Genomic DNA, 25,948 nt, shown 5'->3' on the forward strand with positions numbered 1-25,948 from the left:
ATCCAAGCTACGCTATGTTATACCTAAATTAACTATAGTTTAGTCATCCATGTCCGCCTAAAATCTTCTGAAAGCCGCATAAATACTCACTTTCTTCAAAAAAAGCTCGTACACCCAGGCCATGTCCGCCTAAAATCGGCTACAGGCCGCATGAATCCTAGGTTTTTGTAAAAAAAGCTCGTACGCTTAAATTGGAGAAATGTCCGCTGTTTCACGGTAAATTTTTAGGTTTTATGCGTGTTCCACGATTTGAAAAGCGGACATGCGGACATCAACTTTTGAAAAAAATCACAGACTCAAATCACGCGGTGTTCCCCACCGCATAGCCACCACATGATAGTACGGACCCTAAATTTCTACAGTACATGATGTTTTTGACATCGGTAGAGCTTTAGCGGATAATCCCTCCGCCAAATAATATTAACAGTTGCAAGTTGTTGATTGGCCGCTATGGTGGTGCCAAACTTACCATAGCGTTAACTCCATCTAACCACCCCCAAGACCACTCAGCTCTCAATAATCTCAGGGTTGCCTTCACTCAAAGTAAGCATATAGGCCCTGCTAGAGCCATTGTTGTTATGAAGAAAACAGTCTTTCATCAAATCCATAATAATAATTTTTAGACAAACTTAGGAGCATCAACATCAATCTTTATATCTACTTTTTTAGCTTCCACATAACCTCTATCTACTGTCGGCTGATCTTGTGAATATCTATTATTAGATTTTTCCTTAACCTTCTCTAGATGCTCTTGATCTGCGATATGGACTTTAATTTCACCACTCCAAAGTTCATCATCGCTAAAGGTTAAATCAATTAATAATGTGATTTGGTTATCCTCTAGCGCTTCACTCTTCACTGTGACACTATCAAAGCGTTTAATAAAGTTTAGTGGGGGCGATTTCTGTTGGCGACCTGCAATAATGCGGGACAGTCGAATATATTCAAGTTTAATCAATTTTGAAAGTAGAGCTAAGTCGTGTTTATAATCCCAATAATATTGGGAAACAAGTGACCCTATGGACGAGTCCAAGAAATACTCGCCTTTGACCAACCCCAGCGCGATTGACAGCTGTTGAAGAGCTAAGTCTTTGCCAGAAACTGTCTTCAATTTACCATTCTCAATTGATAGATCACCATTTTCAAAAGACAAAGAAAAGCCGATTTTATTTACATCTTCAATCTTAGTATTTGGAAGTAGATCGAGAACTAATTCTTTTGTTGAACAAATGAACTCTAAATCATTTAGAGTTCTGGCGTCCGACTCCGACTCAATAATAATAAAATTTTCATCAGGAGATAATGTTTTATAATCTTTGCAAAAATCTTTCAATCCATCAAAGTCACCTTTAATAAAATCAGCAACGATAAGTGTAAGTTTCGAAGATTTTATGGATGTTAGATAACCCTTAAAAATTAAGTCAAAACCGAACTGAACAAGAGTAGCTGTCTGATCTGTTACCTTTTCTATTGTACCGGCGGTCACATAGATAGTAACATCTCCATTAATATTAGGGCCGACCCCACTATGAGTTTGGTTTATTGTTTTTTCATCCATGGCTTATATTTATATCCCCGTTAATATTATTACCAATACCATAATGAGCCTGGTTTACTGTGTGCGTCACATTCTGTCTTGGTATACTCGACAGCATGTTTATAATATCTTGTGATGATTTAAGCTTTTTATCAATAGCTAATTCACTCATATCAGAGTTCAAGTCTAGTTTATTAAGCTCATTTGAAAGCTGTGTTGCAATTTCATCAGTTAATACGTATTCCTTTAATGATTGCTTGAGTTTTTCTTTTCCAATTTCCAAGCTCTTTTTAAACAGATCATATATGCAACCAGAAAGTATTGTTGTTGTTACGAAGTCCATAACCAATATCCACTTAAATTTAAATAAGTGTGATTCTAACATGCATCAAACAAAACCATGAAAAACAAAAAATCAGCGCCGCGAAACCCGCGGTGTGTGGCACCGTACAACGCCCACCCCCTAAGGAGTACCTTCCTAAGCTTAGCCTATAAGCATCAAGGTTTTAATTGGCTGCTGAACTATTCCTTTTAAGTCATCTATGCCATACACAGAAGTGGACACAAAACATTTCATAACTTCATCAGACCATTTATCACTATGGAACTCCACCTTCTTTTCAAAAGGCTTATCTTCAAGTGCGAAAATATAGCATCCTGCTAAAATATGAAGAATCTTATCTCTATGAGTATCTGTATCCTCTATGTGCTTGTATTCCATGCCCAGTATTTCATAAAGCTCATCAACAGTTGCATTTCCATCTAATATTTTTTGTGAAAATGAAGAGTAAAAGCAATGTATGTAAATAGAAAATATAAATATCAGGCTAAAGTAGTAAGGATACTTAAAAGGTTTACCTGATAGATGACAATAAATCTTTAAATATCTAAATAAATCTTCAGATTCTCTTAGTGAAAGTTGACGGGTTTTAATAAGTTTACTTAATAAAAAGATATACCCCTCTTTCGAAAGTTCTTCAAGGTTCTTATCATTTTCTAACAAACTCTGTATGTGTACTTCTACAGCATGAAGATTGTTTTTCGTTTGTGAAGGTAATTTAAACGTAAACTTAATAAACTTATCAATGTAACGTCCAGCTTCAGACAGTGAGCTACCATATGAGTGTTGGATAGATGTTATAAGCTGTTCTGAATTAGCGATTAAAATAAACTTGACGTTAGCTATATCAAATACATGTTTTATCTTCTCAAGCATAGCAACAGCAAAATCGGGCCTACACCTATCTAACTCATCAATAATAATTATTAACTCCTGCCCTTCTGTTGCCTTTAACAGCCCTTCTTTTAAAGCAGCAATATTACTTTCTTCTTCTCGATGTCCATCAATGATAGATTTTACAGTCTGATCGAGACCTTCAGTAATGGCGTTTTGAAACTCTTTTGCAATTTCATCACAGTCTGCTCTTAATAAATAAGAAACTCCGGCTTTTGCTGCTATTCTTAAAGAGTGCTTCACTGCTGGTATCGCTGCCTTAACAAGTGTATCGCCTTTTTTCTTCTCGATGCTTTCTGCTATGCGCCCTACTAAAACCCCCAAAGGATCACGGCTATGATCAAATCTAAAAGCATCTATGTAAACATATTTAGATTTACTAGAGTCTAGATTCCTTTTTATTAATTCAGCCAGTGTTGTTTTTCCTGTCCCCCAAAACCCATCTACTAATAGCGGTGATAAATCTATATTCGACCGTATAAGATTTATAAGTTTATCTGCTAAATCTGCTCTTTCTAAAGTATCTTTTGCTTCAAGCTCTTGTTGGACTTCCATGGTAATAACTCACCTTAAAAGAGTATTTTAACTCATCAAACATTAGGCAACCAATGTTTATAATACTGCTCACCCCCGCTTATGCAGTTATGGTTAGAATAGCGCAGCTTGCGGCTCTTTGCCCTTTAAAAGCATATGTTACACTTTCGCCTTAAACGTAACATATGCTCGTGTACCTTTAAACTATTGGTTGGTCGGATATTTTCTTTATCTCAACAGTGAACGTGGGGTTACGACCCCATCTACCCATTTCATCGTTTAATCGCTGCTTTTTATCAAACCGCTAACATTTATCCTTATTTTTGATAAAAAACTATCCCACTTCCCTGATCTGCGTAACAAAGTTTCTATTGCTAATTCAGTTTGCTTTTGAATTTGTCTAACCCCTGTTTCAAGATTAGACACTTGTTTAGCTGACCATCCTAGCTCCCTAGCTAATTGCCCTTGAGAAAAACCTAGTATCTGACGAGCTTGCCGTAAAGCAACGGCTTTATCTATCCCCGCTTGAGAAAAGCCCAGCATATGCTGGGCTTTTCGCAGGGCTATGACTTTTTTATACGCATTGCTTCAGCCATTGCCTTACTGTGATCAAATTTTGCACCCGCTTCACTTAAAAGCTCTAAGTGAGCCTCAAGGTTATGTTCATCTATTCCGTACCCTGCTTCGTCAGCAGCATCGTAAGCGTATTGTCCTGCTAATTCATCTCCTGTATTGGCACAATCTACCCCACCATGATATGGGATTGACTCATCGTTATTTGCTGCATTAATCATATCGACGACTTGTTGGAATGTTTGAGCTTGTTGAAGTGCCTGTGAAATCATGATCTATCTCCTTTGTTTAAAGTTAAGGTTTTCCTTAACTCTTGTACTTACTATAGAACATAGTTACATATAAATCAAGAACTTTGTTCTATTTTTACAAAAGAAATTCTTCCACATACCCCGTATGAAGGTCGGCAACGATTCTGAACAAATCCACCCCCACAGCCCAACATTCAATTTAAAATCAAATGTTATTCTATTTTTTAAATACTTATCCCGGAAGGAAATCGCACTATTTAAAAATATATGAAATAAAGCTCATTTAATATTCAAAAAATAAAATCATATATACCAATTACATTCACATTTGATGTTAAATTTCTTTATATAAATTTACGATGAAGTCATTTAGCCTAACTTCCCAATCAAAGCCTAAATGTAGCTCTTGAATCGTTTCACAGACCTTAATAACCTTATAAAGATCATCTTGCGTATAATTATTATCTTGTAGAAAAAAATCACTTACTATCTCTTTAAATAGTTTGCGGTGTTCTAAGTCTAAAAGTGCATCGTTTATATTAAAAAATTTGTCACTCATAGAACTATGAAGTTCCACCATCTTTTCTAAGCGAATTTGAAGAGCACAAGTCTTTTTGAATATATCTGGATCATTTATATATTTTTTACCTACTTTTTTACTAAAAGCTCCTACCTCTTGCAGATTCCGTGAACACCTTTTACCTTTTTCAGTAATTTCTAGCAATAAATCGTTGACAAGATTACCGACTTTCAAGTGCTTGTATCTTAGTAAGAGTGGATCTGCACCCATATTACGAAGCACTTCGTTAAGATCGTATATAGAATTTGTGTAAATAGCTTCTCTTTTTAATGGATCAAAATATTTGCTCAAAATATCTGTTAATTCATTTATTTCTTTTTTCCTTTGCTCACGATTATCTTTTCCTCTATTTGATATAAACAATATTAAAGGAATAGAGATAGTGGCAACCGCACTAATCCATCCGCTAACAGGACCTAGTACTTGTCCCAAATTAATTTCGCCCTCAAACAAGCCAATCGACAATAGCGCTCCAACTAGCAATCCAGGTACCGCACCAGCAATGACATAGTTATGATAGCTATTGAAGTTAAAGTTTTCCCCTACCTTGAACCATGTTTTTAATGCCGTTTTCATTTCTGCGTTTGCCTTTGCTAAAACTGAGCATTATAAAAGCAAGACAAAATAATACAAACAATAATGCTACAAAAGGGCCTGACAGAGTAAAAGGCATGCACTGATCAAACATATTAATGCACCACTTTGCCTTGAATGTTAGTTCGATTGCTTTTTTTAGTTAGTAGCGTTCTGCTTTTCGCATAAACATTATTTAAACTATCTCTCAGCGTTTCTAATTGTCGTTTCGAGCCTTGCCCATACATGTCAATTAATTGCAGGCATGTGTGTAAATCATCGAATGAGCGAGTCAGTAACTTTAAAGTATCTTTCTCTAATTGTTTTTCCATGAAAATTTCCTTTTAAAAACAAAAGATAATAAGCGCCATTTTCAGGCGCATCAATTTATAGGTATAGCATTGCATGACTAGAGTGTAGATCGTGTCTCTAGCGCTATTGTGTGAGGTTGTTTTTTGCGTGTTTTGTTAAAAATGGCTGATTTGTCATCTAAATTATTGATTTTTTGTTTACATCGATTGAAATATTCTTGATCAATCTCAATACCTAAAAAATTACGCTTTAATTCTTTAGCCAAAACTCCAGAGTTCCCTGAGCCTAAAAACGGATCAAGTATTGTATCGCCTTCCCGTGAGCTTGCTTTAATTATTTGTGCGTATAATTGCAATGGTTTTTCGCATGGGTGCCGGCCTTTGTAGCTCACAACCGTTTTAAACTCCCACAGGTCCGTATTAAAATCAACTTCATCCGCTGAAAAAGGCCGACGTGCTTGTTTACGCCGCACCATGTATTCATGCTGTAAATCACTATATGAACGCGGATAAATGTTTTTATCTTTTGCTCTTGCATAGCTTCTTAGCTGCTCATACCTTTCTTTAGAAGGTAATGACCATTGTGAAGCGTTGAAATAATGCCGTGCTGACGAACCAACAACCTGCTCAGCTTCTTTTTTGGTGAGTCCTGCCCGTGTCCACTCATTCATGTAGTAGCGTAACGGCTCTAGCATTTCTTTTTGCGCGACTGGTGCATTTTTTGACTCAGCAAAAAGCACATGCTCCGTCTGGGGAAAGTATTTGCGTTGGCTTGATCGTTGCACCATTAAATGGCGACCATTTGGTTTATTCCAAACGATATGACTCAACACTTCTAAATACTTTGATAGTGCAACGGAGATTTTCGCCGACATATGGTTATAACAAAATAAGTACAAACTGCCCGTTGGCTTAAGAATACGGGCAAATTCAGCAAAGACCTTTTCAAGCCATTCGATAAATTCAGTTTCTGTACGCCACTGCCGATCCCACTTTTCGCTTACAACATTAAAGTAAGGTGGATCGGCAATGATTAAATCAATTGATTCGTTTTCTATTCTCTCCATGCAGTGTAGTGCGTCCTCATTATACAGCGTTGAGGTTGGAATCATTTTTGCTCCGGCAATAAAAAAAGCGCCGTTAAGCGCTTAATAGGTAGAAATACATATCATTTTCAGTATGGATTAAGTGTATCCGTTTTCAAGTTGCATGATGTAACTGCCAAGTTTCACGCTATCTTCTCGATCAAAGCACACCCCACCATCAGTTCTTGCTATCGTCTGCAATGTTGGTTTTGGTGGTTTTGTCGGCATTTGCTGAGCGCACCCGACGCTTAAAATGCTTACTAAACCAATTAGAAGGTTTCTCTTGAAGCTCATCATACTCTTGCTGCTGTTTTTCTGATTGCTCAGTACGCTGCCAACGCATCACGAGCGAAAGCAGCGTATTGAGAATACTAAATAGTGCGTTCATTTCCTAATTAAGCTGCGGCGGCGGGTGGGTCAGTCTTACTTGCTGACTTATCCGGTACTGGCTTAACCCCTTGATCAAACTGCTCAACCGCTTTTAACAACTTAAATAAGTCATCTGTTGAGCCAGTCCAATTGTGCGTTTTGATATCCTGCCTGATCTTGCTGACAAGATCCGAAACAGCATCACCTGACTGCTTTGCTTTTGAAGAATTTAAAGCAAGCGCCTCAATGATTTTGTAAATTAATGAAATAAACCCCTTGGATTTTGGCGTATTAATGGTCGCACAGAGTGCGCTGGCGATCATTACTAAAAGACTAGCAATACCCACAATCGAATGGGGAAAGGCTTGGGTTAATGAGTTAATAACTGTCACATAGGTTCTCCTTACATTGGGCCGATTTAAAGTTTATTTTGGCTCTTTACAATATTCATGAGTCTTTGTATCGCCTCCACACCTGCATATCCAGATAAACCGACCATTGCCGCCGTCATTGGTCCAGAAAAACCGGCCTCAATACACAAATAATTGGTAATGATGCCAGCAAAGGCTGAACACAATAATCGTGCAAACAGGTCTAACCATGAAAATTTCTCTTCTGTCTGACTTAGGTAATTTGCATAACGAGATGCAGCACCTAGCCAACAGAGCAAAATTAACATGAACCATTTTAGGGAGCCGGATTGGTCGGGTTCTATCATAAATTTCAGGCACAAAAAAACCAGCGCTTGGCTGGTTTATTTTTTACGGGCGTTAAATCCCAGAATATTAATTTACCATCCAAATTTAACCTAAAAGCCGCCCCCCTGCAAGCACTTTTTTCACTTTTTTTAAAATATTTTTTCTTACACTATAGCAACGATCAATAATAGATGGATTTTTACTATTGTTTTTAATGTTGTCATCATAAACCTTTTTTGTGGTCATTGTTGAAATTTTTCGTATTTCCCACTTCAGCGTGAACTTTAAACCGCATTCACGACAAATATAATTATCTCCCTCTGACTCAAAACATGCCCCAGGAAAGTATCGATATTCACAATGGGGGCAAACGATGTTACGTTTTGAACCTTGCAGCGCTTCGTCTACTGCATGTGCATGTTGGGTTAAAATATCCGCCATTTCTTGAGTCCCTGCGAATCGCTTTAAAACTTCAGCAATAAATGGCTCGGCTTGATTGCAAATGACAAGTAAATTAGCCGCTTGCTGAAAATTAAGTTGAACGGCTTCTTTTGGCTCCATTTAGTTTCCCAAGCATTCTACTTTATTAAGATTCTCTACTTGAAAGGTGGGCCTTTCTAGCTCTTTGCATTTTTCAAGTGGCAGAATATTCATATCTTTAAAACAATCCGCATGTTGCTCTATGTGTACTTGATGAAACACTCTTACCCAATACAGATCAGGAGAAGTTCCAATCACTGTACGAGCAAAAAATAAATCATTGCCATCCCACTTATCTTTTATATAAGCAACATACTGGCGTTCATTGCTTTTAGTGTTGGGATATAAGTCTTTATTATCTACATGCTGTTCGTCAACTCTATAAGTTAGCAATCTATCAACATCATCTGTTTTAATAAAAAACTCTTTATACTTACTGCTTCCCTTGTACTGTTCCCTAGGGACTCCATCATCTATTTCACTTTGTGCTTCTTTGCGAGTGTAAACATGAGCTTTATTTAAGTTAGTTGTGTAGCCCTTAGCATCTTTAGCCCAAAATAAAATGCTTGTACCTACTGTGCCGTTTGTTTTGTAAAATGTGTCGGTCATTTTTATTTACCTATAACAAATCTCTTGCTGTTAATCTCTATGCCGCTTGCTGTTGTGCTTTATAAGCATCGTATTGAGATATGCCCCATACAGTGGCTCTTAGGCAAAAAATATAGCGCCATGTAAATGGTTTCCAAGAGCGCCAGCTTTCAAAGAAATCATAAAAATCAAAATATTCATCATACTGTGAATCAAAATTTCGCACGTAGGCGATCGCCTCATGCTCATCTTCACATATAAGTATTTCGTTTTTGATTTCCTCTCTCATTTTTTCTTTATTTTCGAGGCAATCAAACTCACAGTCATCAAAATACTCTAAAAGTGCGGCTTTAAAAGAATCAATACAAAACTCTCTACAATCATCATTAACACCAACAGCATCTAGCTTCTCAGACCAATAATCGGGGTTTATTTGGTGGACTTTCGGTTCACGAAAAAAATTAAACATATCCCGCTTTCGCCAAAACACATAAGTCCCCATGTCTCCACTAATGCATAAATGATTTTCCCACGTTGTTAGCTGAAATGAGTAGTCACTCGCTCCTGACCGGCTAAAGCTAATGTGACGATTAAGCCCATTATCATTACCAACTATCATTTCATGCTTTGCTGCAATTTTCATAAACTCTTCATGTGTACAACTCATTGCGCCACCTCCTTTCTTTCAGTGGGTTTTTCTGGTAGCACTTTGCCAGTTTTGCACTTTGTGCACACAACAGTTGCTACCAATTTCAAGTCGTCAGTAATGCCAATGCCTTCCTTCCAAACGTGTTTGCATGCTTTCTTCATGGCCATCTCCATATTTCCAGATTAATTAACGTTAATTTTGTCTAGTTGATCTCTCAGTAGGGTATAAATATAGTTGTATCTATTTTTGTGCTTTGCAGAATAAGATTTTGAGGTAATCCCGATAAACTCAGCTCGTTCTTTTTCTAACATGACCCCCTTGCCACTCCCATTGCACTTGGGGCAAGTTTTATCGAGGCTCTCAGGAATAACCCTTTCATCGGTAGATTTAGGTTTAAGATCATTATCCCACTCATGGCGGCGCTTTGATATTTCTAAAGGGCTAACACTATACATTTCAGCAAGGAGTTTTACGTTTGACGTGTATTTATAATGCTGCTCAATAGATTCTTTATAAGCTTTGCGCTCCTTTAAGAGTGGGTCGTTTTCCCATTCAGGTAGGCTGTCATTGTCCATGAATTTTTTTTGTAGCCCGCCAACGTGAAGCTGACTTACTACTTCACTGGCTGGTTTTTTAACTTGCTCTTTTAGAGCAACCCAGTCGTGGTACTCTTTTTTGATCACATACCACAACACTTTTTCTTCTGGCAGATTGCTTTTCTTCACAAGAGTAGCAACGCTAGTTATACCTTCAGCGTAAAATTTTTCTAGCCGCTCCCATGAACGAGTTTCTTCATTTACAGACACTCGAATACGTCCACGTTTTCGGCCACTCACTTCGTGCTTACGAGAAACAACACGCCGCCCTTCGCATACTTTACAATTGCGGTGTAAGCAATTTTCATAAATCGCCAAGTCTACATAACTCTCTGCCGATTCGGTCTGAGGATATTTTTTATAAACCTCTTCAAGGAGCAACGCTTTTAAGGGTGGAATATAGCGCTGGTCATCAAATATTTTCACTTGAAATGCCGCCGATGCAATACGCCCAGCAAAGGCTAATTCTGCACCCACCTCGGGGCGAGTAATTCCACCAGCCGACCGATGAAATGGCATACCATCATATTTCATGCCTTTAGGTGTAAAAGATGAGGCTATCGTTTCTAGCTTCACTGGTTGTCTCCCTTGTTCTTTGATATGATTGAATTTATCGGCTGCTACGGCTGATCATGACTGTTTGCTTATTTAGAGCGTCAATGACGCTCTTCTTTGTACAATTTCAACGAATAATAATTTTTTGATAAATCGACACCATGCAGGCGTGCCAAAGAATTTGCTGTTTTTCGCACATCATCGCTGTGGCTGTTCGAGCTAAAATAAATTTCCCTGGTTTTCCCCATCGATGTGCCACGTTCAAAAAAAATCAATTGATATCGTTGAATATCCATCATGATCTCCCAAATTATTATTTAGCGATTTTTGTCATTTTTCCGCAATGCTGACACTTGCAACGATTTTTCAATGCAGCCTTTTCAGATTGGGCATTCAAGCTATCAAGCCTCAATGAATACCTGGACTCTTGCTTTGCAATATTATGGAGCGCCCACATAGGATTTATTTTTTCACCACAAATACCACACTCAACATAAGCCATTCTATGATCGACACGGAACCTACCGTGCTGGCATCTTGTACGGAAAGGCTGAATTGCCTCAATTACGGTATCAGACATCCTCACCTCCAACTTGACCTTAATGTAAGGGCTTGCACACACTTAAACATTTTTGTTTCTGTCGATCTGCCAAGCATTTACATTGACAATGGTATAATGCCTCTAAACTACACTTAGAGCCTCGGCGCTTCGCTTCTTCTTTATGCTCAGCAAGAAAATTATCCGAAAACTGTAATTTCCCAGTCCCCATTTGTGCCGCTATAGCTGCATTTTTAATGGCACCGGATGACCTAATTCTGCGCTTACTGTTGTACATTATTATCTCCTTGCAATGGTTTAACGCCTTGATAGCCTATCGGTGGCGGCTGATGTGATAGCCCACTTGATTCCTTGCCATATTGGTTTAATCCTGGCTGCTGCACAGGTTGTGAATGGTTTTGCGTTTGACTTGGGTTTTTACCGCCCAAAAACTGCATATTGTCAGCAACAATTTCGGTGATGTAGCGCTCTTGCCCGCTTTGATCTTGCCATTTTCGTGTTTTTAGTTTGCCTTCGATATAGACCTGTGAACCTTTACGTAAATATTCACCTGCAAGCTCACCTAAGCGACGAAACAATACAATGCGATGCCACTCCGTATTCTCTTGTTGCTGCCCCGTGTTGCGATCTTTCCAACTTTCGGAGGTGGCAACCGTGATATTGGCAATCGCATCACCTGACTGGGTGTAGCGAATTTCAGGATCGCGCCCTAAATTACCCACAATGATTACTTTATTGACTCCTCTCATCATTACTCACCTATCTACAATAATGCTTAATTCATCTTCAGGTATGTTTCTTTCTTTCGGCTCATCACTATATTTATCCCTATGAAACCAATCTGGACAGTTATATTTTCTCCATGCAATAACACCTTGTAGCTCAATACCGCCATCAGTATTTTCATGAAAAGCTATAAATCTTTTATCAAAATATTTTCCTCCAACAACACATCCTGAAACTTCACCTCTGTATTTATCAAAAAACGTAACAGGTTCACTTGTGGCAGATTTAACTTCTGGCTCTCTATCATTTATATCAATCCACTTGCTCATTTTCTCTTCTCCTAATGAAGCGTAACTTTGCCAACAATGGGCAAACTAATTAATGTGCGCGTATACTTTGACGGTTTAATCTGCTTACGCCTGACACCACTTCCTAACTGCTCTCTTTTTGAATAAATGCACTGGTTCTCTTCTAAAAAATCCCGAGCTGTGGCGCTTGATACTTTCCACTCTTTAGCGATTTCACGCAGCGTTAATTTACGTCCACATTTACGCATAAATCGTAAACGTTCATTTTTTTGCTCTTCTAACGGAGTTAGCTTTTTTGGTTCTCTACAGCGTTGATAAACTGCTAAATCATCCTGTAAATAAAAGTCTTTCATCTTAATTCCCTCTCAAATCAATCTTAATGTCGCAGCTTGTTTGCTTGGCTTCGCAATTATTTTTTGATTTCTTATGTATGGCAGAAAAGGCAAGTCGTATGCACATAAAAAGGCAAAGACACCGTACTGGCCAAGCTTCCATTGCTCTGCCAATTCTTTTAAACACAGAGAGGCATGATGCAATCTAACATAACTAACACGCTCCTCTATGAGCCGTTCAGACCAACCAAACATAACAAACCTCTAGTGATAATTTTTAACTGAGGACAACTCACCAATAACACCTTCTTGATGATTGCGAATTGAAGTTAACAAGCAATAATACAAAAACTCCTCACTCAAGCGGATTCTGCTTTGCTCGCTGCCATCACAACCTCGATACTGATCAAAGTGTGCGTGACACTCGCTACACAAATCAGCACCACAACAATCATGGCATTTAACCGCCATTCCCTTCCCTAAGCTGTGCTGTCTTATTCCGGTGTAATGGGCATAGACGGTAGTGCCATCCAATTTTTTGCAACGCACACAAGCGCGACCGTTTGAGGCTTTCAAGACTTTTGGCAATCTCACGTGCCTTTCTTTTAAAATGGGAGCATTTATTGGATTCAGTCGCATTAGTTCACTCCGTACAATACAACGCCATGACGGCTAATCTCTGTGCATCGCTCTAAACCTAAAGCCCGGGTTAAATCATGATGATCTTCGATATTAATTGCTAATTGGCGCAGCTTTTTATTTGTCGCCAACTCATAGCCTGATAAAAATTTATCGATAGCCTTTACAATTTGTTTGCAGCGATTACTTAAGCCCTCTATTGATTTGATTTCTGCTGCTGACATTTTGTTTTCCCTCTTTTTTAATGAAGTCGTAGTTTTTCTCTCATCATTGCCAATTCAGAAAGAGCAACCCTACTTGTTCTTGGCCCCTTGTGTGGCAGCGATTTGCAAACGTTGGGTGCTGCCTCAAATTTTTCTCCCCATAGGTGCCGCTTGATATTTGCCCTGTAGCTTCCCAGAAATAATTGGTAGCTACTTGCTCCATCAGTACCACCCCAGGGTGTTTGCTTTGCAGTCGCATACAACACAGGATTCGGCCATGCATTTAACTTGCTTTTCTCAGGCATGATCATCAACTCATAGGCGATGCGATATGCCACACTTTCAGGGTGCAACCCTAAATCCTCCGGCTGTAAGTCCTGACATAACTCATAAAACTGCTTCATCGATGGCGGCCAGTGAAAATGTTTCTTGCATTTTCCTAGTGCAATTTCCACTTCTTTGCGTGTGAACTCAGTCAAAACTTCTTCCCACTCCGCTTTTAAAGCATTTGTCTTTAAGTCGCTTGCAGACTGATCACCAGCCACCGTCACTTGTTTGCTGAACGTCGAGTACAGACTGGTCAGCCTCGCAAAAACCAGATCGGCTCTTTTCGTTGGGGATGACTTTTGCTGGTTGTGCTGCGGCAGTGGCATAGAGGTTTCGTTCGTAAAGGTCAGCCGTTGACAAATTTCTGGTGCTGTTTGCATTTTCTTGCTCCCTTGAAATGATTTCATCGTTCCAACATTCGCCATTAAGGTACGTGCTTGGGTGAGGAATTTTTGATTTAGGACGATACTGCCAATCACTCAGGCGTGTTTGTTTAACATGCTCGATGATTTGGTCTTTTATTTTGTAAAGCTTGTTTTGCGTCCAAACCTTTAAAGCTCGCTTCCTATTTTTGCCAAGTCTGTATGCTTTCCAAAATTCATCAAAGCCATCTTCAAGATTATTTTTTTGCACATCAACTTGCACACACTCTTGTGCAGATGTGCACATATTAATAATCTCTTTTGAAGTCTCTTTTGTATTCTCTTTTATGTCACACATATCTGTAACGGGCTTTACACATATGCGTGCGTCTTTTTGCACATATGTGTGTGTGCTTTTACGTATATCTGTATTTTGCTCGACAGATATCTGTTCACTTGCACACAATTCAAATGAGCTGATCTCTAAAACTTTCTCAACGATGGGCATTATACGCGCTGCACCAAAATAGGTGTTGCCATCATCAGTAGTGATATTTTCTTTTTTATATTTTATGATGCCTTGTTTCTTGAGTCGTCTCAGCGCTTCATCAACTTGGCGAGAAGTGAGGCCAAACTTATTTGAAAAATAACCGGGTCTAAACCACTTGGACAACCCCTTAAAGCGCTTATGATAAGTCACAGGACCATCATCATTATGTACTGCACGTGGCCTATACCAGTAGACAATATCCGATAAAATTGTGATAGCCACAATGTCGGCCATTCCAGCACTCGTTCTAAGGTTCTTGTACCAGATATGAGGGACCAGGTTTCCCTCAAATTTTTGCGTGATTAAGCCTTCAATTTCCCCATTCATTAATGGTTGCTCCCTTTTATTTTTAAATAAAATTATTAGCTCACAAGCAGTTACTCTTACTGTTTATGACAATTAAAGCCAAAAAGTTAACAAAGGACCTAAAATCAGGGCCAAGAAGTCTGTTAAACTTTTCTCTGGTTTAAATCAAAAACATATTTAGAGACAAAAAAAATACTGCTTAACAAGTACGCTTCGATCGTTGTGATGATGTGCTTAAGTGTGGTATGTCCGTAAAGTCTGTAGAAATCAGCATCTCTGCTCTCCATTCATTCATTATCATTTTACCGCTACCAACACGAAGTGTTGATAATGGCTACTAAATCACATAGAATGGAATTGTTTCGTTCGTTCCATTTCTATGGATAATTTTGGGGGAGTCCTGCAAGACTCTTCCAAAAACCTTCCCTTAAACTACCTCAGGGTAGGCAATGTAAAAGTTAACATAAAATTTTATGCATGGGAAGAGTGTGTTGTGACTATCGATAGAAATTTATTAATGGAACGGCTTTTAGAAGCCATAGAATTAAAAAAACGGCGAGATGGGGAGTATAATCCTTCACAATTGGCTCGTGATACTGGCATCCCATCTAAGATGATCTATTCATTAGTTCATCCAGTTCAAGAGAAAAGAAATACTAACCCAAAAATAGAATTGCTATCAAAAATTGTAAATTTTTTCCAAAGCGACGGGTTCCAAATAAGCTTAGATTATTTATTAGTAAGTAAGACCAATGAAGTCTTCATTGACCAGTCCACCCCCACCCCATTATTAAAGAAAATTGATGTTCCTATCTATAACATGGAAAGGTCAAATGACTTGTTAGGGCGGGCAGATATAAAAGTTAATGCCAAAAATGGTGATCTTGTTGGCTTTTTATCTGAAGAGCATATAGAGCCTTGTTTTCCAGCAGGATCAATTTTTATTATTGATAAAAATGGAGAAGTAGAGGAAGGCTCATTGGTTGCTTATCAAACAACCTCTAGTTCAGTAGAACTTCTTATAGGAAAGGTAGTTGCAAATTTAGAGAAAAAAATTCAAATTCAGTGCTTTAACCAATCTCAAATAACTAGGCCACCAGTATCAATTAATGACTGTAAAATAATTGGTCCTGTAGTACAATCCAACACCAAGTCATAAACATAAAAGGTATTTTATATGGTTAAGTCCATTTTGATATCATGGATAGATAAAGCTGCATCTACTATCCTTGGTGAAGAATTTTCTAAAAATCAAACAGTTAAGTTGATATCGCTGGTAACTTCTTCTAAAGGATATGAAGTAAAATTTACAGAAAGCTTTAGCAGAACCGTCATGGTAGAGGATTACGAAAGCTTTATTTCAAACGAAGCAAATAAGCTTGAAGAATATGAAAAATTACAACTTGGACAAACTGTAGGCCATTCAGTAGCAAAAAACCTTCACGTATCATTCGATAATATTGAATTAAAAAAAATGGAGAATATTAATGAAAATTAAGCCGTTAGCAATTGAAAATTTTCAAATGAATCAAACTAACTCAACATGTATGTGGTTACTTTTTATAAGCTATTCAATGGTGTTAGTTTTAGCAAATTGGTTTGATGTAAGGATAATCAGTTTTCTTAATTTAAACACTGATGCAGGGACATTGATTTTTCCATTTACATTTTTACTATCAAATGCAATCACAGAAGTTTATGGCTACAAAAATGCACGTATGGCAATTTGGCTCGGCTTCGCATTTAATATATTATTTATAGTTTATGGGCAAATTGTCATACATATGCCAAGCCCAGATTTTCAGACTAATAATATAGCTTTTGACAATTTATTTGATAGCAGTGTAAGAGTTATTTTGGCTTCAACAGCTAGTTATTTTTTTGCTGAGCCATTAAATAGCTTAGTGATGTCTAAATTAAAAATGAAATTTAATGGAAAACATAAAGCTTTTAGATTTTTAGCTTCTACTGTTGTAGCTTCTTTTGCTGATTCATTCATTTTTGGTTTCGTTGCTTTTTATGGCATTTGGAATGATGAAAATTTGATAAATTTTTGCTTAACAATGTGGTTAATAAAGGTATTTATTGAGTTTTGTGGCCTCCCATTCTCAGTTAGGCTTACTTCCTATCTAAAGAAAAAAGACCAGGTTGATATTTATGATATTAATACTAAATACACATTTTTCAGTTTAGAAAGAAATTATAATAAAGAGAATAATAAATATCGAGATGAAAATGATGGTTAAGGTATCAACAAATAAAAATAAGCTCGATATAGAGCTTATTCATAAAATTTTATCGAAATGCTGTTATTGGGCAAAAGATGTACCTTTAGAGATTGTGCAAAAATCAATAGACAATTCGTACTGTTTTGGTGCATACAGTGCAAACGATCAGCTTATTGGCTTCGTCCGAGTGATAACAGATTACTGCACTTATGGTTATATAACTGATGCTTTTGTCCTTCCTGAACACCAAGGAAATGGCATATTCAGGTATTTAATGGATTGCGTTTTAGGTGATGAGCAGCTACAAAACTTTAAAACTTGGTCTCTTGTATCAACTCCCCAATCAAAAGCTCTTTATAAAGAATTGGGGTTTTCAGAGTTAAAGGAAAATGGTGACCACCTAGAAATCAATGATCTCGAAATATATTCACGACAACATGTTGTCGCCTATTAACATAATTATTATTTGTTATTATTAAACGAGTAATAAGCAATGAACACATGTCAACTGTTTACTTTGGCCAACGAGTAAAAGAGCTACGCATAGAATATAAAATGACTCAAACAGAGTTAGGCAAAAAAGTAGGAGTTGTTAGGAGTGCTGTATCTAGCTGGGAAAGAGGAACAGCAAAAACCGTCACCCCAGAGCATCTTTTCTCACTAGCAAAAGCATTATTCGTCTCTCCAGAATGGCTTGCTCTTGGGGAAGGTCCAAAATTTCCTCAAAAAATAGACGTTAATGAGCAAGTTATGGAGTACACTATTGCAATAGCTGGCTCATACAAGCAGCCCGTTGGAAAAGTAGTAAATTTCTCAATGCTAGTCGGGCTAAATCAATTCTACTCCTACAACTACCATGAATGTTGTGACATATCAACTAAGAATCTCGAACGGGCGATAAAAATCCTAAAAGACAATGAAGACTTATCCTCCTCTCTTGACCAATGCATTAAAGAAAATAAGATCAGTAAAGAAAAAGCCATTGAAGAATTTATGAGGCTAGGAGCAATCGCTTGGAAACAGAATAAGGAAAATGATAGTTAAAAAGCTAAACTTTCTTTCAGTCTACTTATAACTCAAGAATCAGGTAACTTTGAAAAACCAATTCCCTTTTACCTTTCCACCAGCCCCAGCTCAAAATCGGACCAATCAGCCTCATCCAAAGGCACATTCTGAGGTCTACGATCCAAGATCAGCCTAACCACCTCACCCACAAACAAAGCCATAGCTTCCAAACCCCCAGCGCTTATATCTGATATACCCCTAATGACACCTTTAAAAATATAATCTAAAACCGCAACCCAGCAACGCTTTACGGTGCTGAGTGACATACCAGAGCGCTGGGCAATATCGGCTTGATTTAGGTTAAGCTTTAAATCAATGCCAAGCTTCGCACCTCTGGCTGCGCGTTTGAGCTTATCAAAGGTTTTGCCTCGCTTTATCTCTGCACTGTATAGTGCGCCTGCCTGCATCTTCTCTGTAGCAGTAAGCTGTGTTTTGTTTAAGCACATTACACCTCTATTCTTGGTATTGGTCCCTGCCCCTTTATAATGCTTCCAGGTCCACTTTGTGATGCTCTTTACTGTCGCTTCAATTTCACTGGTTGGTAAGTAACCAGTAGCGCTGTTATAGCCTTGGCCGTTAATCCCTTTACCTTTGGCTAAGCAGGCTGAATGAAACGACTCATAAGAGTTGTGATTTTTCTTTTCTGCATAGGACCAGAACCTTAGCTTATCGAAAAGCTCATTATTCCGTCCCTCATTTTCACGAATCTGTCTAGTTAATGGTATAAAGTCTCGTTTTAGTTCGACATGTTCAGCAAGTTCGCCCAATGAATATTTATGATCAGTTGGGTAAATAGTAAACCATTCGTCAGATAAAGGGTTTTTAGCAATTAAGCCTGTATAGCCTTTATCTGCGTCTAATTTCTCAACATAGGCTCTCTCAATGGCTTTTAAATACTCTTGAGGCGCAGTATGGGCGTTTTTGCTCGTATAAACTTCGTGAATATTGTAGAAATAATGAACGTGGCGATTATCTCGATTAATGCTTATGATGTTTGGCGCAGGCAAACCCAGCTTTTCATATAAGAAAGTTGAATCTGGCTGATCTATATCAATAATTAACCAGCTTTTGCTTGTGGGTGGGTTCGCCTGAATATAGTTTGTTTTTAATGCGCCTTCTTTTGGCCATATCTTTACCCCCTCTTTTAAATCGAAAGAGCAGTATGGCTTTTCAGGCAAAGCATTAACAAAAGTTTGTAGTACCCTCTCTTTTAATTGCATGGCACAACCTAGAAGAGAGGATTACTTTCTTAATGCCGATAAATAACTCGTTTTAAGCCCATGTTTGGGTGTTTTGGTCCAATAATCAGGGGGATTCGTTGCCGTTTTATTCATTTTATTATCTCCAATGTGGCCACGGCTCGTATCGAATTTTTATCAGTCACATTTTTATGTAACTGTAATACAACATGTTCAAGAGTCGTTGCCCTAGCAGGAGATGGAGAAAGCTCAGGAGAAAAATTTGCTTTTACTGGTCAGTTTCTTATTGACAATAAAAACCCTTACTTATACACTTCAAGTATAAGTTTTGTGATCCTGATGCCCTCACCTCTTAATCAATCTTGCCGGAAAGTCTAAGAGTTGGGGGTTTTCTCTATCTGCTCACTAATTCATTTGTTACCAATTTATTTCAAACACTTATATATACTGACTTAAATTTAGCAGCAAATCTAGTTAATTTCAATTAATTATGAAAGTGTTCAGCGCCAAGCGTTGCGGCGATTAGATATGGCATTTACCCATACCATAAACATATAGTTAGGCTTAACCTATTCGCACATCAAAAACTGTATTTTGGTTCTTTATAGGGGGTATGTCAGAATACGTGTTACCAGTTTCATATGCCTACTTAAATCCTAAGTTTTTCGTACAAATACTTGTCTATAAATCAAATGAGAGTGTATAGAAAACCTCCGTTTTATAGACTGCAAATTTAATACCTGAGCATTAGTAAAAATCAGGGGAAATAAGTGTATAAAAAACCGTCTTCTTTTCAAAGTATCATAACTATAAGTTTTTAATGAGTTTATATACAATTTCATTAGGATGAAAAACTGATGAAGGATTAAAATTGCTCCTTACTTATAATATTTTATATCTATGTTATCCATATGAGTTTTTAGATGGCTATTTCATAATCTATCCAACCTTTTACAAGGTAAATACCATATAATATTGCGATTACCTATTATGATAAAAAGACGAGTTTATATACAAAAACTAACGATTTAGCCTGTTTTGTGAAACTTGTAACACGTATTCTGACATAACCCCTAAAAATGTTAACCGCGTATTCTTTGCCATCTTTCTCAACTTGATAGCTCAGCTTAAGCTCTTCACATAGCAGATCTATTTTGCGTAAATACCCGCCGAGTGTTTTATTCCCAACTTCTTTTTGCATCAAAAACCCACATTCTAACTGTTCAACTAAAAAGGTCTAATCGTGCACGGGTCGACCTCAATTTCAAGTGATGCATAACGCTCAACACTTTTGAAAAATGTTTCTTGTAATTGATCATAGCTGAGATTAAAGGGAGCAAATAACTCATTAAAAATTTCATTACGACCTGGTCCAGCATCTCCGCAATCAATAAGAGGCATATAGTCTTCGCAATGGTAATTTTTAGTGTCCGGAGATTCTAGGTTAATCGCACCAAAATGCTCTACTAACAAATCTCTCCAGTATAAAGGAAATTTACAGTACTCTTTTTCTCGGTCGCTATAACTGCAACCCTGCTTGCTAATTAAGATATCCACCGTGAATGCCAAGCACATCATCGCCTCATCATTCAGATTATGCTTTACATAAACTGCTGGGAGGTAATTACTGTAGCTGCCATACTCTAGCTTTATTGTTTTCATTGTTTACTCAACTAACTTTCATTTGTTTCAATAGTTTATAGACTTCGCTACGATGGGCAACCAAAATCACTTCAATAATACAGAGGCATTCATCCTCAAGGGTGTAAACAACCCGATAATTATCCATGCTCACACGGTATAGATTATCATATCCTTTTAGCTTCTTGCAGTTTTCTGGCTTGGGGTTATCACTTAAAGAATCAATTTGCTCTTTAAGTGATCGACGTTTAGATTTAGGTAGGCTTTTTGTGATCTTGGCAAGGTCTTTAACAGCACTTTTTTTAAAGCGTAATTCATAGGTTGGCATTTAAAGACCTAGCTCTTTCCAAGCATCTTCTGCAGACACACTTTCTTCAGCTTTACGGTTTTCATAGGCTTGTGCAGACAAATCATCCTCGTATTTCTCAAGTAGCATTTCAAAAAGCTCAAGTTCTTCAGCAGAAATTAATGCGACAACAGGCTTATTATAATGTGTGAACATGCAGCGCTCACCCCGGTGCTGTACTTTTTGCGCAATTTCACTAAGTTGTTCTCTTGCTCTTGCCATAGATACTTTTAACATATCACCTACCTCTCATCGTCTACTTTCTAACAGTATAGCAAAATATTTAAAACTTTTACAACTTTATAGACAATTGCAACTTGTAAAAGTTTATGAGAAGCTAGAAAATTGGATAGTACGATCCAAGTCAAATTGTTATAAATAGGTCAAAGGCTAAGCAGCTAAAAACTTAATACCGTAACGATCTACCAAGCTAAGTAACTTCAAAGCAAATTTACTTGGTTTCTTTTGTCCCTGCTCCCACTTTTGAACAGTCGATGGCACTGTATTCAAGTATGCAGCGAAAACAGCCTGACTTATTTTGTTTTTGCGACGGAGCTGCTTAATTTGATTAGGCGTATACTCTTTTATTTCAGGCAAACACATCGCATCAAACTCACGCATGGTTTGCTCGCTCATCACACCAGCATCATAAAAATCCTGTGCAGTTTCATGTAACGCTTCTGTTAAGCTCTTAGCCATAATATTTCACCTCTATCAATGCACCCGCTTTCAACAATTTTTTCAATTCACTCTCCGTACTACCTAGCATTTCACTAGCCAGCTTTTTGGCTATTTTTAATTCATCACTGCTTATATTCGCCTTCACGCTTTTTGCATAACCAAAAAGAAAAAACGCTTTGTTTTCTACCTTGTAAGCTAAGACAGTACGTGCCCCACCACGTTTCCCTTTTCCTTGTATGGACACTCTCTTTTTATAAACATCACCGCCTAAATTTGCATCAATCAACCCTTGCTCTATCTCCACGACCGCAGCACTTAAGTCTTTATCTGTGAGTGCTTCTTTCTTGGCCCATTTTGAAAAGAATTTAGTTTTGAAAATACGCATTCTGGCACCTTGCTTTCTGTATAAGTACAATTATAGCACCTGGTGCTACAATTTATCAATAGTGCAGTTTTATGTTTTTGAAAGAAAAATTGTATCGTACGACACAAAACCAACTTGTTATAAATGGACCAATTTATAACAACTTCAAGTAAATCAACGCATACAGCCTGGCACCGAGTTCTCACTTGTTATATTATTGTCATATAAATCATTAATATAATGAGTTTTAACCCATGAGTTTACGAAAACAGGCCCGCATTCTTTCCGAGCGACAAGAGCGCATTGTCTACCACTACATCAAAAGCACAACCGCACCCGAGCGCAACCTCGTTTTGTTTTTGTTGTCGATTAAGGCTGGACTTCGTGCCAAAGAGATCGCCCATATCTGCTGGAAAAATGTTTTTGACTCAGACTGCCACATCGGTGGCCAAATAAAGCTCACCAACGACATCAGCAAAGGCGAAACGGGTGGTCGCATTATCCCCCTCAACCAGCAACTCAAACTGGCTCTAATTGCATTACATAATCACGATCAACCAAACCATGAGAATGTTCCTATTATTATTTCGCAACGCAAGGCCGCTTTTAGCCCGCAAACTATCGTTAACTGGTTTGCTCGCCTGTACAAAGAACTCGAATTTAGCGGCCATTCCAGCCACTCAGGACGTAGAACCTTTGTCACCCGAGCGGCAAAAAACATCATCAAAGCCGGTGGCAGTCTAAGAGACGTACAGCAGCTCGCAGGCCACTCAAAGCTACAAACCACCCAGCACTACATTGAAGGCGACAGCGAAGCGAAAAAGAAAGTTGTTGATCTTATTTAAATCCCAAAATTGCAATTTAGGTATCTGAATATAAACTTCAAATGTGAGGCAATCCCCTAGACTGACTCACACTGAAAGCGCTTAAGAAGCTTGCACACGCTTCTTAGGAGCTTTCACCTGAACAAAATTAAAACCAATATTCATGTTTTTGAGCTATATTATATAAAGGGTGTTTACTAGCATTGACGCCCTAGACTATGTCGGCCTCCACAATTCGTTCTTTCGTGGGGGCTTTTCTTTTTTCTTAAACACAGGCAATATGAAAAGACAATCTCCACCCTCCATACTGGATGATTGTTTTTTCGAGCACTGCCGCCCCGGTTATCCTTACGGGGCTTTATTTTTTATGGCACATACCCTGCATTAAATTAATTGCACTTTGTTAGACAACTCAATTAATGCCTCACCTCTCCCAGTGGTAAGGCTTTTTTTATTCTCTGTGCTATCAATTAATTGAGAGTTTCCTCCTTTCCTCTCAACTGAAAAGCCCTCATCTTGTTTAACTTAGCTCCGAGGGCTTTTCTTCACAGCTACAACTTAATCATATTATTTTATTGCTAAATGTTGTAATATTAATTCAATTAGTATATTAATTATAGTGAAGTTGTTTTATTAAAGGGGGAGACATGGACGAGAAAATAAAAACAAAACATGCAATAAACAATGCTCATATAATAATGATTAAGGCGATACATAATTTAACTACTGCTGATATTGCAGAGTTAACGGGGAAAAAACCTACTACAGTTAATACTTGGTTTACAAACCCCACTTCCTCTGGTTATCGACGCGCTCCTGACGATGCGGCAAGAATATTAATGGGCAAATATTCTTTAGAAATATATTAACAGTACATTATTTAACAAGGTATATATCAATGGATACACAAATATTTGCAATCTGCAATCAGAAAGGTGGCGTAGGTAAGACGACTACATCTATAGGTTTAGCTCGCGCTCTAGCAGAAGATGCTCCTACACTATTTCTAGATTTAGACACTCAATGTAACTCAACATATACACTAATGGGCATTAATGAAGATGAATATGACGGCCCAACAGTAAAAGAGGCTTTGTTAGAGGACAAGGTTGAGCTAATTAATTTAGAAAATAATTTATTCCTATTACCTGGAAGCGATGATTTAGAAGACCATGTATTATTTACAACAGTGCCTCCTCATCGTATTTTACGACAGCTTCAAAAATTATTATCAAAAATTCAAGAAAACACTCAAAATAAATTTAGTTATATCGTTTTAGATTGTCCACCAAGCAAAGGAATTGTGCTTCAAAATGCATTAGTTGCAGCTACCTATGCCTTAATTGTTCTAAAATTAGACACTTATTCTTCTAAAGGAATAAAAAAACTTATTAATACTATCGATAACCTCATTGAAGAAGGTGATTCAAAAATCAAAATAGCTGGCATGCTTATTAATGACTTTGACAAGTCAACAGAAATGGATAGAAATAACTTCGTAAAAATACAAGAAATGTATTCTTCTTATATATTCGACACAATGATTAATCATAATCAGTACGTTAGAAAATTAGTTAACCCAACTCAAAAACCAAGAAAAAATATAACCCATATGTATAAAGAATTTAAACTTGAATTACTCAGCCGCATAAGTAATGTTTCACCACAAAAATGGGGAGTAGCAAAAGCTAACTCTAATAAAGAAAAAAAAATTGCTGGAGAAAATAAATGATTATAAAAGAAAAACCTAGAACCACAGTAAAAGCAATTAAAGGCACGCAGCTACCAGAGCTTGAAAAGGCGGACCTGTCAGTTATTGAAGGACTGCATAGTCAAATTAACGTTAAAAACATAAAAACAAATCACATTGTAAGGTACGAATTCAAAAACCGTAACCCAGAAGAATTTGGCGATATGGATGCGTTAAAATCAAGCATTAAAGAAGTGGGAATATTAAAGCCCATTATCGTTTTTGATACCGAGGATGGTTATATATTAATAGCTGGCGAAAGACGATGGACTGCTTCTAAAGAATTAAACCTAAAGACAGTTCAAGCAAAAGTATATCCTGAAGAAATGTTTAGTGATGCTTTTGCGTTAAGGCTTCAAGAAATTGAAAATGAAGAAAGTGAAGGAATGACAGATTATGGTAAGTTTAAACACTATAGAAATTTATTAGAAAATGATATTTATGCCAGCAGAGGAGATTTGATTGACAAATTAAATATAAAAGGCGGTCGGCAAGAACTAAGTAGAATGTTTAGCTTTGAAGCTTTAGAAGCATACGACAACCTAATTAATTGCTTCAATATTTCCAGCAGAAGAGCTGATGACATTAAAAAGAAAATCTTTAACAAACTGGGATCAAAATTAGATAAATTTGTCAAAGATAATTACTTGGGTATTCAAGGCGAGCTATCAATTTTTAAGCTAGAAGAAGTTGCAAAAAAATATATCGGCCAGAATTCAAAAAAGCAAAAAAAACAATCTTTCCATTACGACATTAAAACAAAGTCAGGCTCTAAAGCTATATCTTCATCACTAAACAACCAAAACATCAGCTTGAAATTATCTGAAAGTATAAAAAACAGCTACCTATTGACAGAAAACGATCTAAAGGAAATTAGCAATTTAGCCTGGAAATACATTTCCAAAAAAATCCCTAATGATTGAGC

41 protein-coding genes are annotated in these 25,948 nt (G+C 37.5%); 9 read left to right on the top strand and 32 right to left on the bottom strand.

Annotation, left to right across the window (positions count from 1 at the left end):
- Window positions 1-619: 619 nt before the first annotated feature.
- The 25 genes from BGC07_RS17685 to BGC07_RS17810 form a co-directional block, all read right to left on the bottom strand.
- Window positions 620-1,558, bottom strand: a complete 939-nt coding sequence (locus BGC07_RS17685; protein WP_069314384.1) for a hypothetical protein — start codon at window positions 1,556-1,558, stop codon at window positions 620-622.
- Window positions 1,551-1,880, bottom strand: a complete 330-nt coding sequence (gene gapS6a, locus BGC07_RS17690) for a GapS6a family protein (protein WP_069314452.1) — start codon at window positions 1,878-1,880, stop codon at window positions 1,551-1,553. Before gapS6a ends, BGC07_RS17685 begins: the two co-directional genes overlap by 8 nt.
- Window positions 1,881-2,021: 141 nt before the next feature.
- Window positions 2,022-3,326 (bottom strand): KAP family P-loop NTPase fold protein, encoded by a 1,305-nt coding sequence (locus BGC07_RS17695; protein WP_069314385.1) that lies wholly within the window; start codon window positions 3,324-3,326, stop codon window positions 2,022-2,024.
- Between the two features lie 258 nt (window positions 3,327-3,584).
- A complete protein-coding gene (locus tag BGC07_RS17700) occupies window positions 3,585-3,848 on the bottom strand; it encodes a helix-turn-helix domain-containing protein (protein ID WP_069314386.1) in 264 nt (87 codons plus the stop codon).
- A 20-nt stretch (window positions 3,849-3,868) separates the two neighbouring features.
- The gene (locus BGC07_RS17705) at window positions 3,869-4,150 is read right to left on the bottom strand and encodes a hypothetical protein (protein ID WP_069314387.1); all 282 of its coding nucleotides are present in this window, start codon (window positions 4,148-4,150) and stop codon (window positions 3,869-3,871) included.
- 313 nt (window positions 4,151-4,463) lie between these two features.
- The gene (locus tag BGC07_RS17710; RefSeq protein WP_069314388.1) at window positions 4,464-5,285 is read right to left on the bottom strand and encodes a hypothetical protein; all 822 of its coding nucleotides are present in this window, start codon (window positions 5,283-5,285) and stop codon (window positions 4,464-4,466) included.
- Between the two features lie 113 nt (window positions 5,286-5,398).
- Entirely contained in the window at window positions 5,399-5,614 is a 216-nt protein-coding gene (locus BGC07_RS17715) for a hypothetical protein (RefSeq protein WP_069314389.1), read from the bottom strand.
- A 77-nt stretch (window positions 5,615-5,691) separates the two neighbouring features.
- A complete protein-coding gene (locus BGC07_RS17720; protein WP_077217049.1) occupies window positions 5,692-6,705 on the bottom strand; it encodes a DNA-methyltransferase in 1,014 nt (337 codons plus the stop codon).
- Window positions 6,706-6,856: 151 nt separating this feature from the next.
- A complete protein-coding gene (locus tag BGC07_RS17725; protein ID WP_069314391.1) occupies window positions 6,857-7,066 on the bottom strand; it encodes a hypothetical protein in 210 nt (69 codons plus the stop codon).
- Window positions 7,067-7,073: 7 nt separating this feature from the next.
- Entirely contained in the window at window positions 7,074-7,439 is a 366-nt protein-coding gene (locus tag BGC07_RS17730; RefSeq protein ID WP_069314392.1) for a hypothetical protein, read from the bottom strand.
- A gap of 26 nt (window positions 7,440-7,465) precedes the next feature.
- Window positions 7,466-7,765 (bottom strand): phage holin family protein, encoded by a 300-nt coding sequence (locus BGC07_RS17735; protein WP_077217050.1) that lies wholly within the window; start codon window positions 7,763-7,765, stop codon window positions 7,466-7,468.
- Window positions 7,766-7,850: 85 nt separating this feature from the next.
- The gene (locus tag BGC07_RS17740) at window positions 7,851-8,306 is read right to left on the bottom strand and encodes a hypothetical protein (protein WP_069314394.1); all 456 of its coding nucleotides are present in this window, start codon (window positions 8,304-8,306) and stop codon (window positions 7,851-7,853) included.
- Complete coding sequence (locus tag BGC07_RS17745; RefSeq protein ID WP_069314395.1) at window positions 8,307-8,834, bottom strand: hypothetical protein; 528 nt, start codon at window positions 8,832-8,834, stop codon at window positions 8,307-8,309. It lies immediately after the preceding gene.
- A gap of 37 nt (window positions 8,835-8,871) precedes the next feature.
- Window positions 8,872-9,480, bottom strand: a complete 609-nt coding sequence (locus BGC07_RS17750) for a hypothetical protein (protein WP_069314396.1) — start codon at window positions 9,478-9,480, stop codon at window positions 8,872-8,874.
- A 164-nt stretch (window positions 9,481-9,644) separates the two neighbouring features.
- A complete protein-coding gene (locus BGC07_RS17755) occupies window positions 9,645-10,634 on the bottom strand; it encodes a hypothetical protein (RefSeq protein ID WP_069314397.1) in 990 nt (329 codons plus the stop codon).
- An 80-nt stretch (window positions 10,635-10,714) separates the two neighbouring features.
- Window positions 10,715-10,912, bottom strand: coding sequence for a hypothetical protein (locus BGC07_RS17760; RefSeq protein WP_139121839.1), 198 nt, complete (start codon window positions 10,910-10,912; stop codon window positions 10,715-10,717).
- Between the two features lie 14 nt (window positions 10,913-10,926).
- Window positions 10,927-11,193 (bottom strand): hypothetical protein, encoded by a 267-nt coding sequence (locus tag BGC07_RS17765; RefSeq protein WP_069314399.1) that lies wholly within the window; start codon window positions 11,191-11,193, stop codon window positions 10,927-10,929.
- A gap of 19 nt (window positions 11,194-11,212) precedes the next feature.
- On the bottom strand, window positions 11,213-11,449 hold the full coding sequence (locus BGC07_RS17770) for a hypothetical protein (protein ID WP_069314400.1): 237 nt from the start codon (window positions 11,447-11,449) through the stop codon (window positions 11,213-11,215).
- Complete coding sequence (gene ssb, locus BGC07_RS17775) at window positions 11,436-11,924, bottom strand: single-stranded DNA-binding protein (RefSeq protein ID WP_268801732.1); 489 nt, start codon at window positions 11,922-11,924, stop codon at window positions 11,436-11,438. The genes BGC07_RS17770 and ssb overlap by 14 nt, the downstream gene beginning before the upstream one ends.
- A 3-nt stretch (window positions 11,925-11,927) precedes the next feature.
- Window positions 11,928-12,227: a hypothetical protein gene (locus tag BGC07_RS17780; protein ID WP_069314401.1), complete on the bottom strand. Its 300-nt coding sequence runs from the start codon at window positions 12,225-12,227 to the stop codon at window positions 11,928-11,930.
- An 11-nt stretch (window positions 12,228-12,238) separates the two neighbouring features.
- Window positions 12,239-12,559: a LexA family transcriptional regulator gene (locus BGC07_RS17785; RefSeq protein ID WP_069314402.1), complete on the bottom strand. Its 321-nt coding sequence runs from the start codon at window positions 12,557-12,559 to the stop codon at window positions 12,239-12,241.
- A 243-nt stretch (window positions 12,560-12,802) separates the two neighbouring features.
- Window positions 12,803-13,132: a hypothetical protein gene (locus BGC07_RS17795; RefSeq protein WP_139121840.1), complete on the bottom strand. Its 330-nt coding sequence runs from the start codon at window positions 13,130-13,132 to the stop codon at window positions 12,803-12,805.
- Between the two features lie 44 nt (window positions 13,133-13,176).
- Window positions 13,177-13,401, bottom strand: coding sequence for a hypothetical protein (locus BGC07_RS17800; RefSeq protein ID WP_069314405.1), 225 nt, complete (start codon window positions 13,399-13,401; stop codon window positions 13,177-13,179).
- A gap of 17 nt (window positions 13,402-13,418) precedes the next feature.
- Window positions 13,419-13,925, bottom strand: coding sequence for a hypothetical protein (locus BGC07_RS17805; protein WP_069314406.1), 507 nt, complete (start codon window positions 13,923-13,925; stop codon window positions 13,419-13,421).
- The gene (locus BGC07_RS17810) at window positions 13,915-14,946 is read right to left on the bottom strand and encodes a hypothetical protein (RefSeq protein ID WP_069314407.1); all 1,032 of its coding nucleotides are present in this window, start codon (window positions 14,944-14,946) and stop codon (window positions 13,915-13,917) included. The genes BGC07_RS17805 and BGC07_RS17810 overlap by 11 nt, the downstream gene beginning before the upstream one ends.
- A gap of 472 nt (window positions 14,947-15,418) precedes the next feature.
- Between BGC07_RS17810 and BGC07_RS17815 the strand changes: the two genes are divergently transcribed.
- Genes BGC07_RS17815 through BGC07_RS17835 form a run of 5 tightly spaced genes read left to right on the top strand, consistent with a single transcriptional unit; the run spans window position 15,419 to window position 18,197 of the window.
- Entirely contained in the window at window positions 15,419-16,084 is a 666-nt protein-coding gene (locus BGC07_RS17815; protein ID WP_139121841.1) for a hypothetical protein, read from the top strand.
- Between the two features lie 18 nt (window positions 16,085-16,102).
- Window positions 16,103-16,423, top strand: a complete 321-nt coding sequence (locus BGC07_RS17820; RefSeq protein WP_069314409.1) for a hypothetical protein — start codon at window positions 16,103-16,105, stop codon at window positions 16,421-16,423.
- On the top strand, window positions 16,413-17,171 hold the full coding sequence (locus tag BGC07_RS17825) for a queuosine precursor transporter (protein WP_069314410.1): 759 nt from the start codon (window positions 16,413-16,415) through the stop codon (window positions 17,169-17,171). Before BGC07_RS17820 ends, BGC07_RS17825 begins: the two co-directional genes overlap by 11 nt.
- On the top strand, window positions 17,161-17,607 hold the full coding sequence (locus BGC07_RS17830) for a GNAT family N-acetyltransferase (protein ID WP_201258197.1): 447 nt from the start codon (window positions 17,161-17,163) through the stop codon (window positions 17,605-17,607). Before BGC07_RS17825 ends, BGC07_RS17830 begins: the two co-directional genes overlap by 11 nt.
- A 47-nt stretch (window positions 17,608-17,654) precedes the next feature.
- Window positions 17,655-18,197, top strand: a complete 543-nt coding sequence (locus BGC07_RS17835) for a helix-turn-helix domain-containing protein (protein WP_069314412.1) — start codon at window positions 17,655-17,657, stop codon at window positions 18,195-18,197.
- A 68-nt stretch (window positions 18,198-18,265) separates the two neighbouring features.
- On the opposite strand, the gene BGC07_RS17840 is transcribed toward BGC07_RS17835, so the two are convergent.
- The 7 genes from BGC07_RS17840 to BGC07_RS17870 form a co-directional block, all read right to left on the bottom strand.
- Window positions 18,266-19,438 carry a replication initiation protein gene (locus tag BGC07_RS17840; RefSeq protein ID WP_069314413.1) on the bottom strand — a complete coding sequence of 391 codons (1,173 nt, stop codon included), beginning with the start codon at window positions 19,436-19,438 and terminating at the stop codon, window positions 18,266-18,268.
- A gap of 967 nt (window positions 19,439-20,405) precedes the next feature.
- Window positions 20,406-20,618, bottom strand: a complete 213-nt coding sequence (locus BGC07_RS17845; protein WP_069314414.1) for a hypothetical protein — start codon at window positions 20,616-20,618, stop codon at window positions 20,406-20,408.
- Window positions 20,619-20,644: 26 nt separating this feature from the next.
- Window positions 20,645-21,079, bottom strand: coding sequence for a hypothetical protein (locus tag BGC07_RS17850; RefSeq protein WP_069314415.1), 435 nt, complete (start codon window positions 21,077-21,079; stop codon window positions 20,645-20,647).
- A gap of 7 nt (window positions 21,080-21,086) precedes the next feature.
- Complete coding sequence (locus tag BGC07_RS17855) at window positions 21,087-21,386, bottom strand: type II toxin-antitoxin system RelE family toxin (protein WP_069314416.1); 300 nt, start codon at window positions 21,384-21,386, stop codon at window positions 21,087-21,089.
- Window positions 21,387-21,641 (bottom strand): type II toxin-antitoxin system Phd/YefM family antitoxin, encoded by a 255-nt coding sequence (locus BGC07_RS17860; protein WP_069314417.1) that lies wholly within the window; start codon window positions 21,639-21,641, stop codon window positions 21,387-21,389.
- Window positions 21,642-21,794: 153 nt separating this feature from the next.
- The gene (locus BGC07_RS17865; protein ID WP_069314418.1) at window positions 21,795-22,103 is read right to left on the bottom strand and encodes a helix-turn-helix domain-containing protein; all 309 of its coding nucleotides are present in this window, start codon (window positions 22,101-22,103) and stop codon (window positions 21,795-21,797) included.
- Window positions 22,096-22,470: a type II toxin-antitoxin system RelE/ParE family toxin gene (locus BGC07_RS17870; RefSeq protein ID WP_069314419.1), complete on the bottom strand. Its 375-nt coding sequence runs from the start codon at window positions 22,468-22,470 to the stop codon at window positions 22,096-22,098. Before BGC07_RS17870 ends, BGC07_RS17865 begins: the two co-directional genes overlap by 8 nt.
- 233 nt (window positions 22,471-22,703) lie before the next feature.
- Here BGC07_RS17870 and BGC07_RS17875 point away from each other — a divergent pair, with 233 nt between their 5' ends.
- From BGC07_RS17875 to BGC07_RS17890, 4 genes are all read left to right on the top strand, one after another.
- The gene (locus BGC07_RS17875; RefSeq protein ID WP_069314420.1) at window positions 22,704-23,294 is read left to right on the top strand and encodes a tyrosine-type recombinase/integrase; all 591 of its coding nucleotides are present in this window, start codon (window positions 22,704-22,706) and stop codon (window positions 23,292-23,294) included.
- Window positions 23,295-23,920: 626 nt separating this feature from the next.
- Window positions 23,921-24,142: a hypothetical protein gene (locus BGC07_RS17880; protein ID WP_069314421.1), complete on the top strand. Its 222-nt coding sequence runs from the start codon at window positions 23,921-23,923 to the stop codon at window positions 24,140-24,142.
- Between the two features lie 29 nt (window positions 24,143-24,171).
- Window positions 24,172-25,005 (top strand): ParA family protein, encoded by an 834-nt coding sequence (locus BGC07_RS17885; RefSeq protein WP_069314422.1) that lies wholly within the window; start codon window positions 24,172-24,174, stop codon window positions 25,003-25,005.
- Window positions 25,002-25,946 carry a ParB/RepB/Spo0J family partition protein gene (locus tag BGC07_RS17890; RefSeq protein ID WP_069314423.1) on the top strand — a complete coding sequence of 315 codons (945 nt, stop codon included), beginning with the start codon at window positions 25,002-25,004 and terminating at the stop codon, window positions 25,944-25,946. The genes BGC07_RS17885 and BGC07_RS17890 overlap by 4 nt, the downstream gene beginning before the upstream one ends.
- Window positions 25,947-25,948 lie beyond the last annotated feature (2 nt).

Origin of the sequence: Piscirickettsia litoralis (assembly GCF_001720395.1) — a bacterium.
GTDB classification, from domain to species: Bacteria; Pseudomonadota; Gammaproteobacteria; order Piscirickettsiales; family Piscirickettsiaceae; genus Piscirickettsia; species Piscirickettsia litoralis.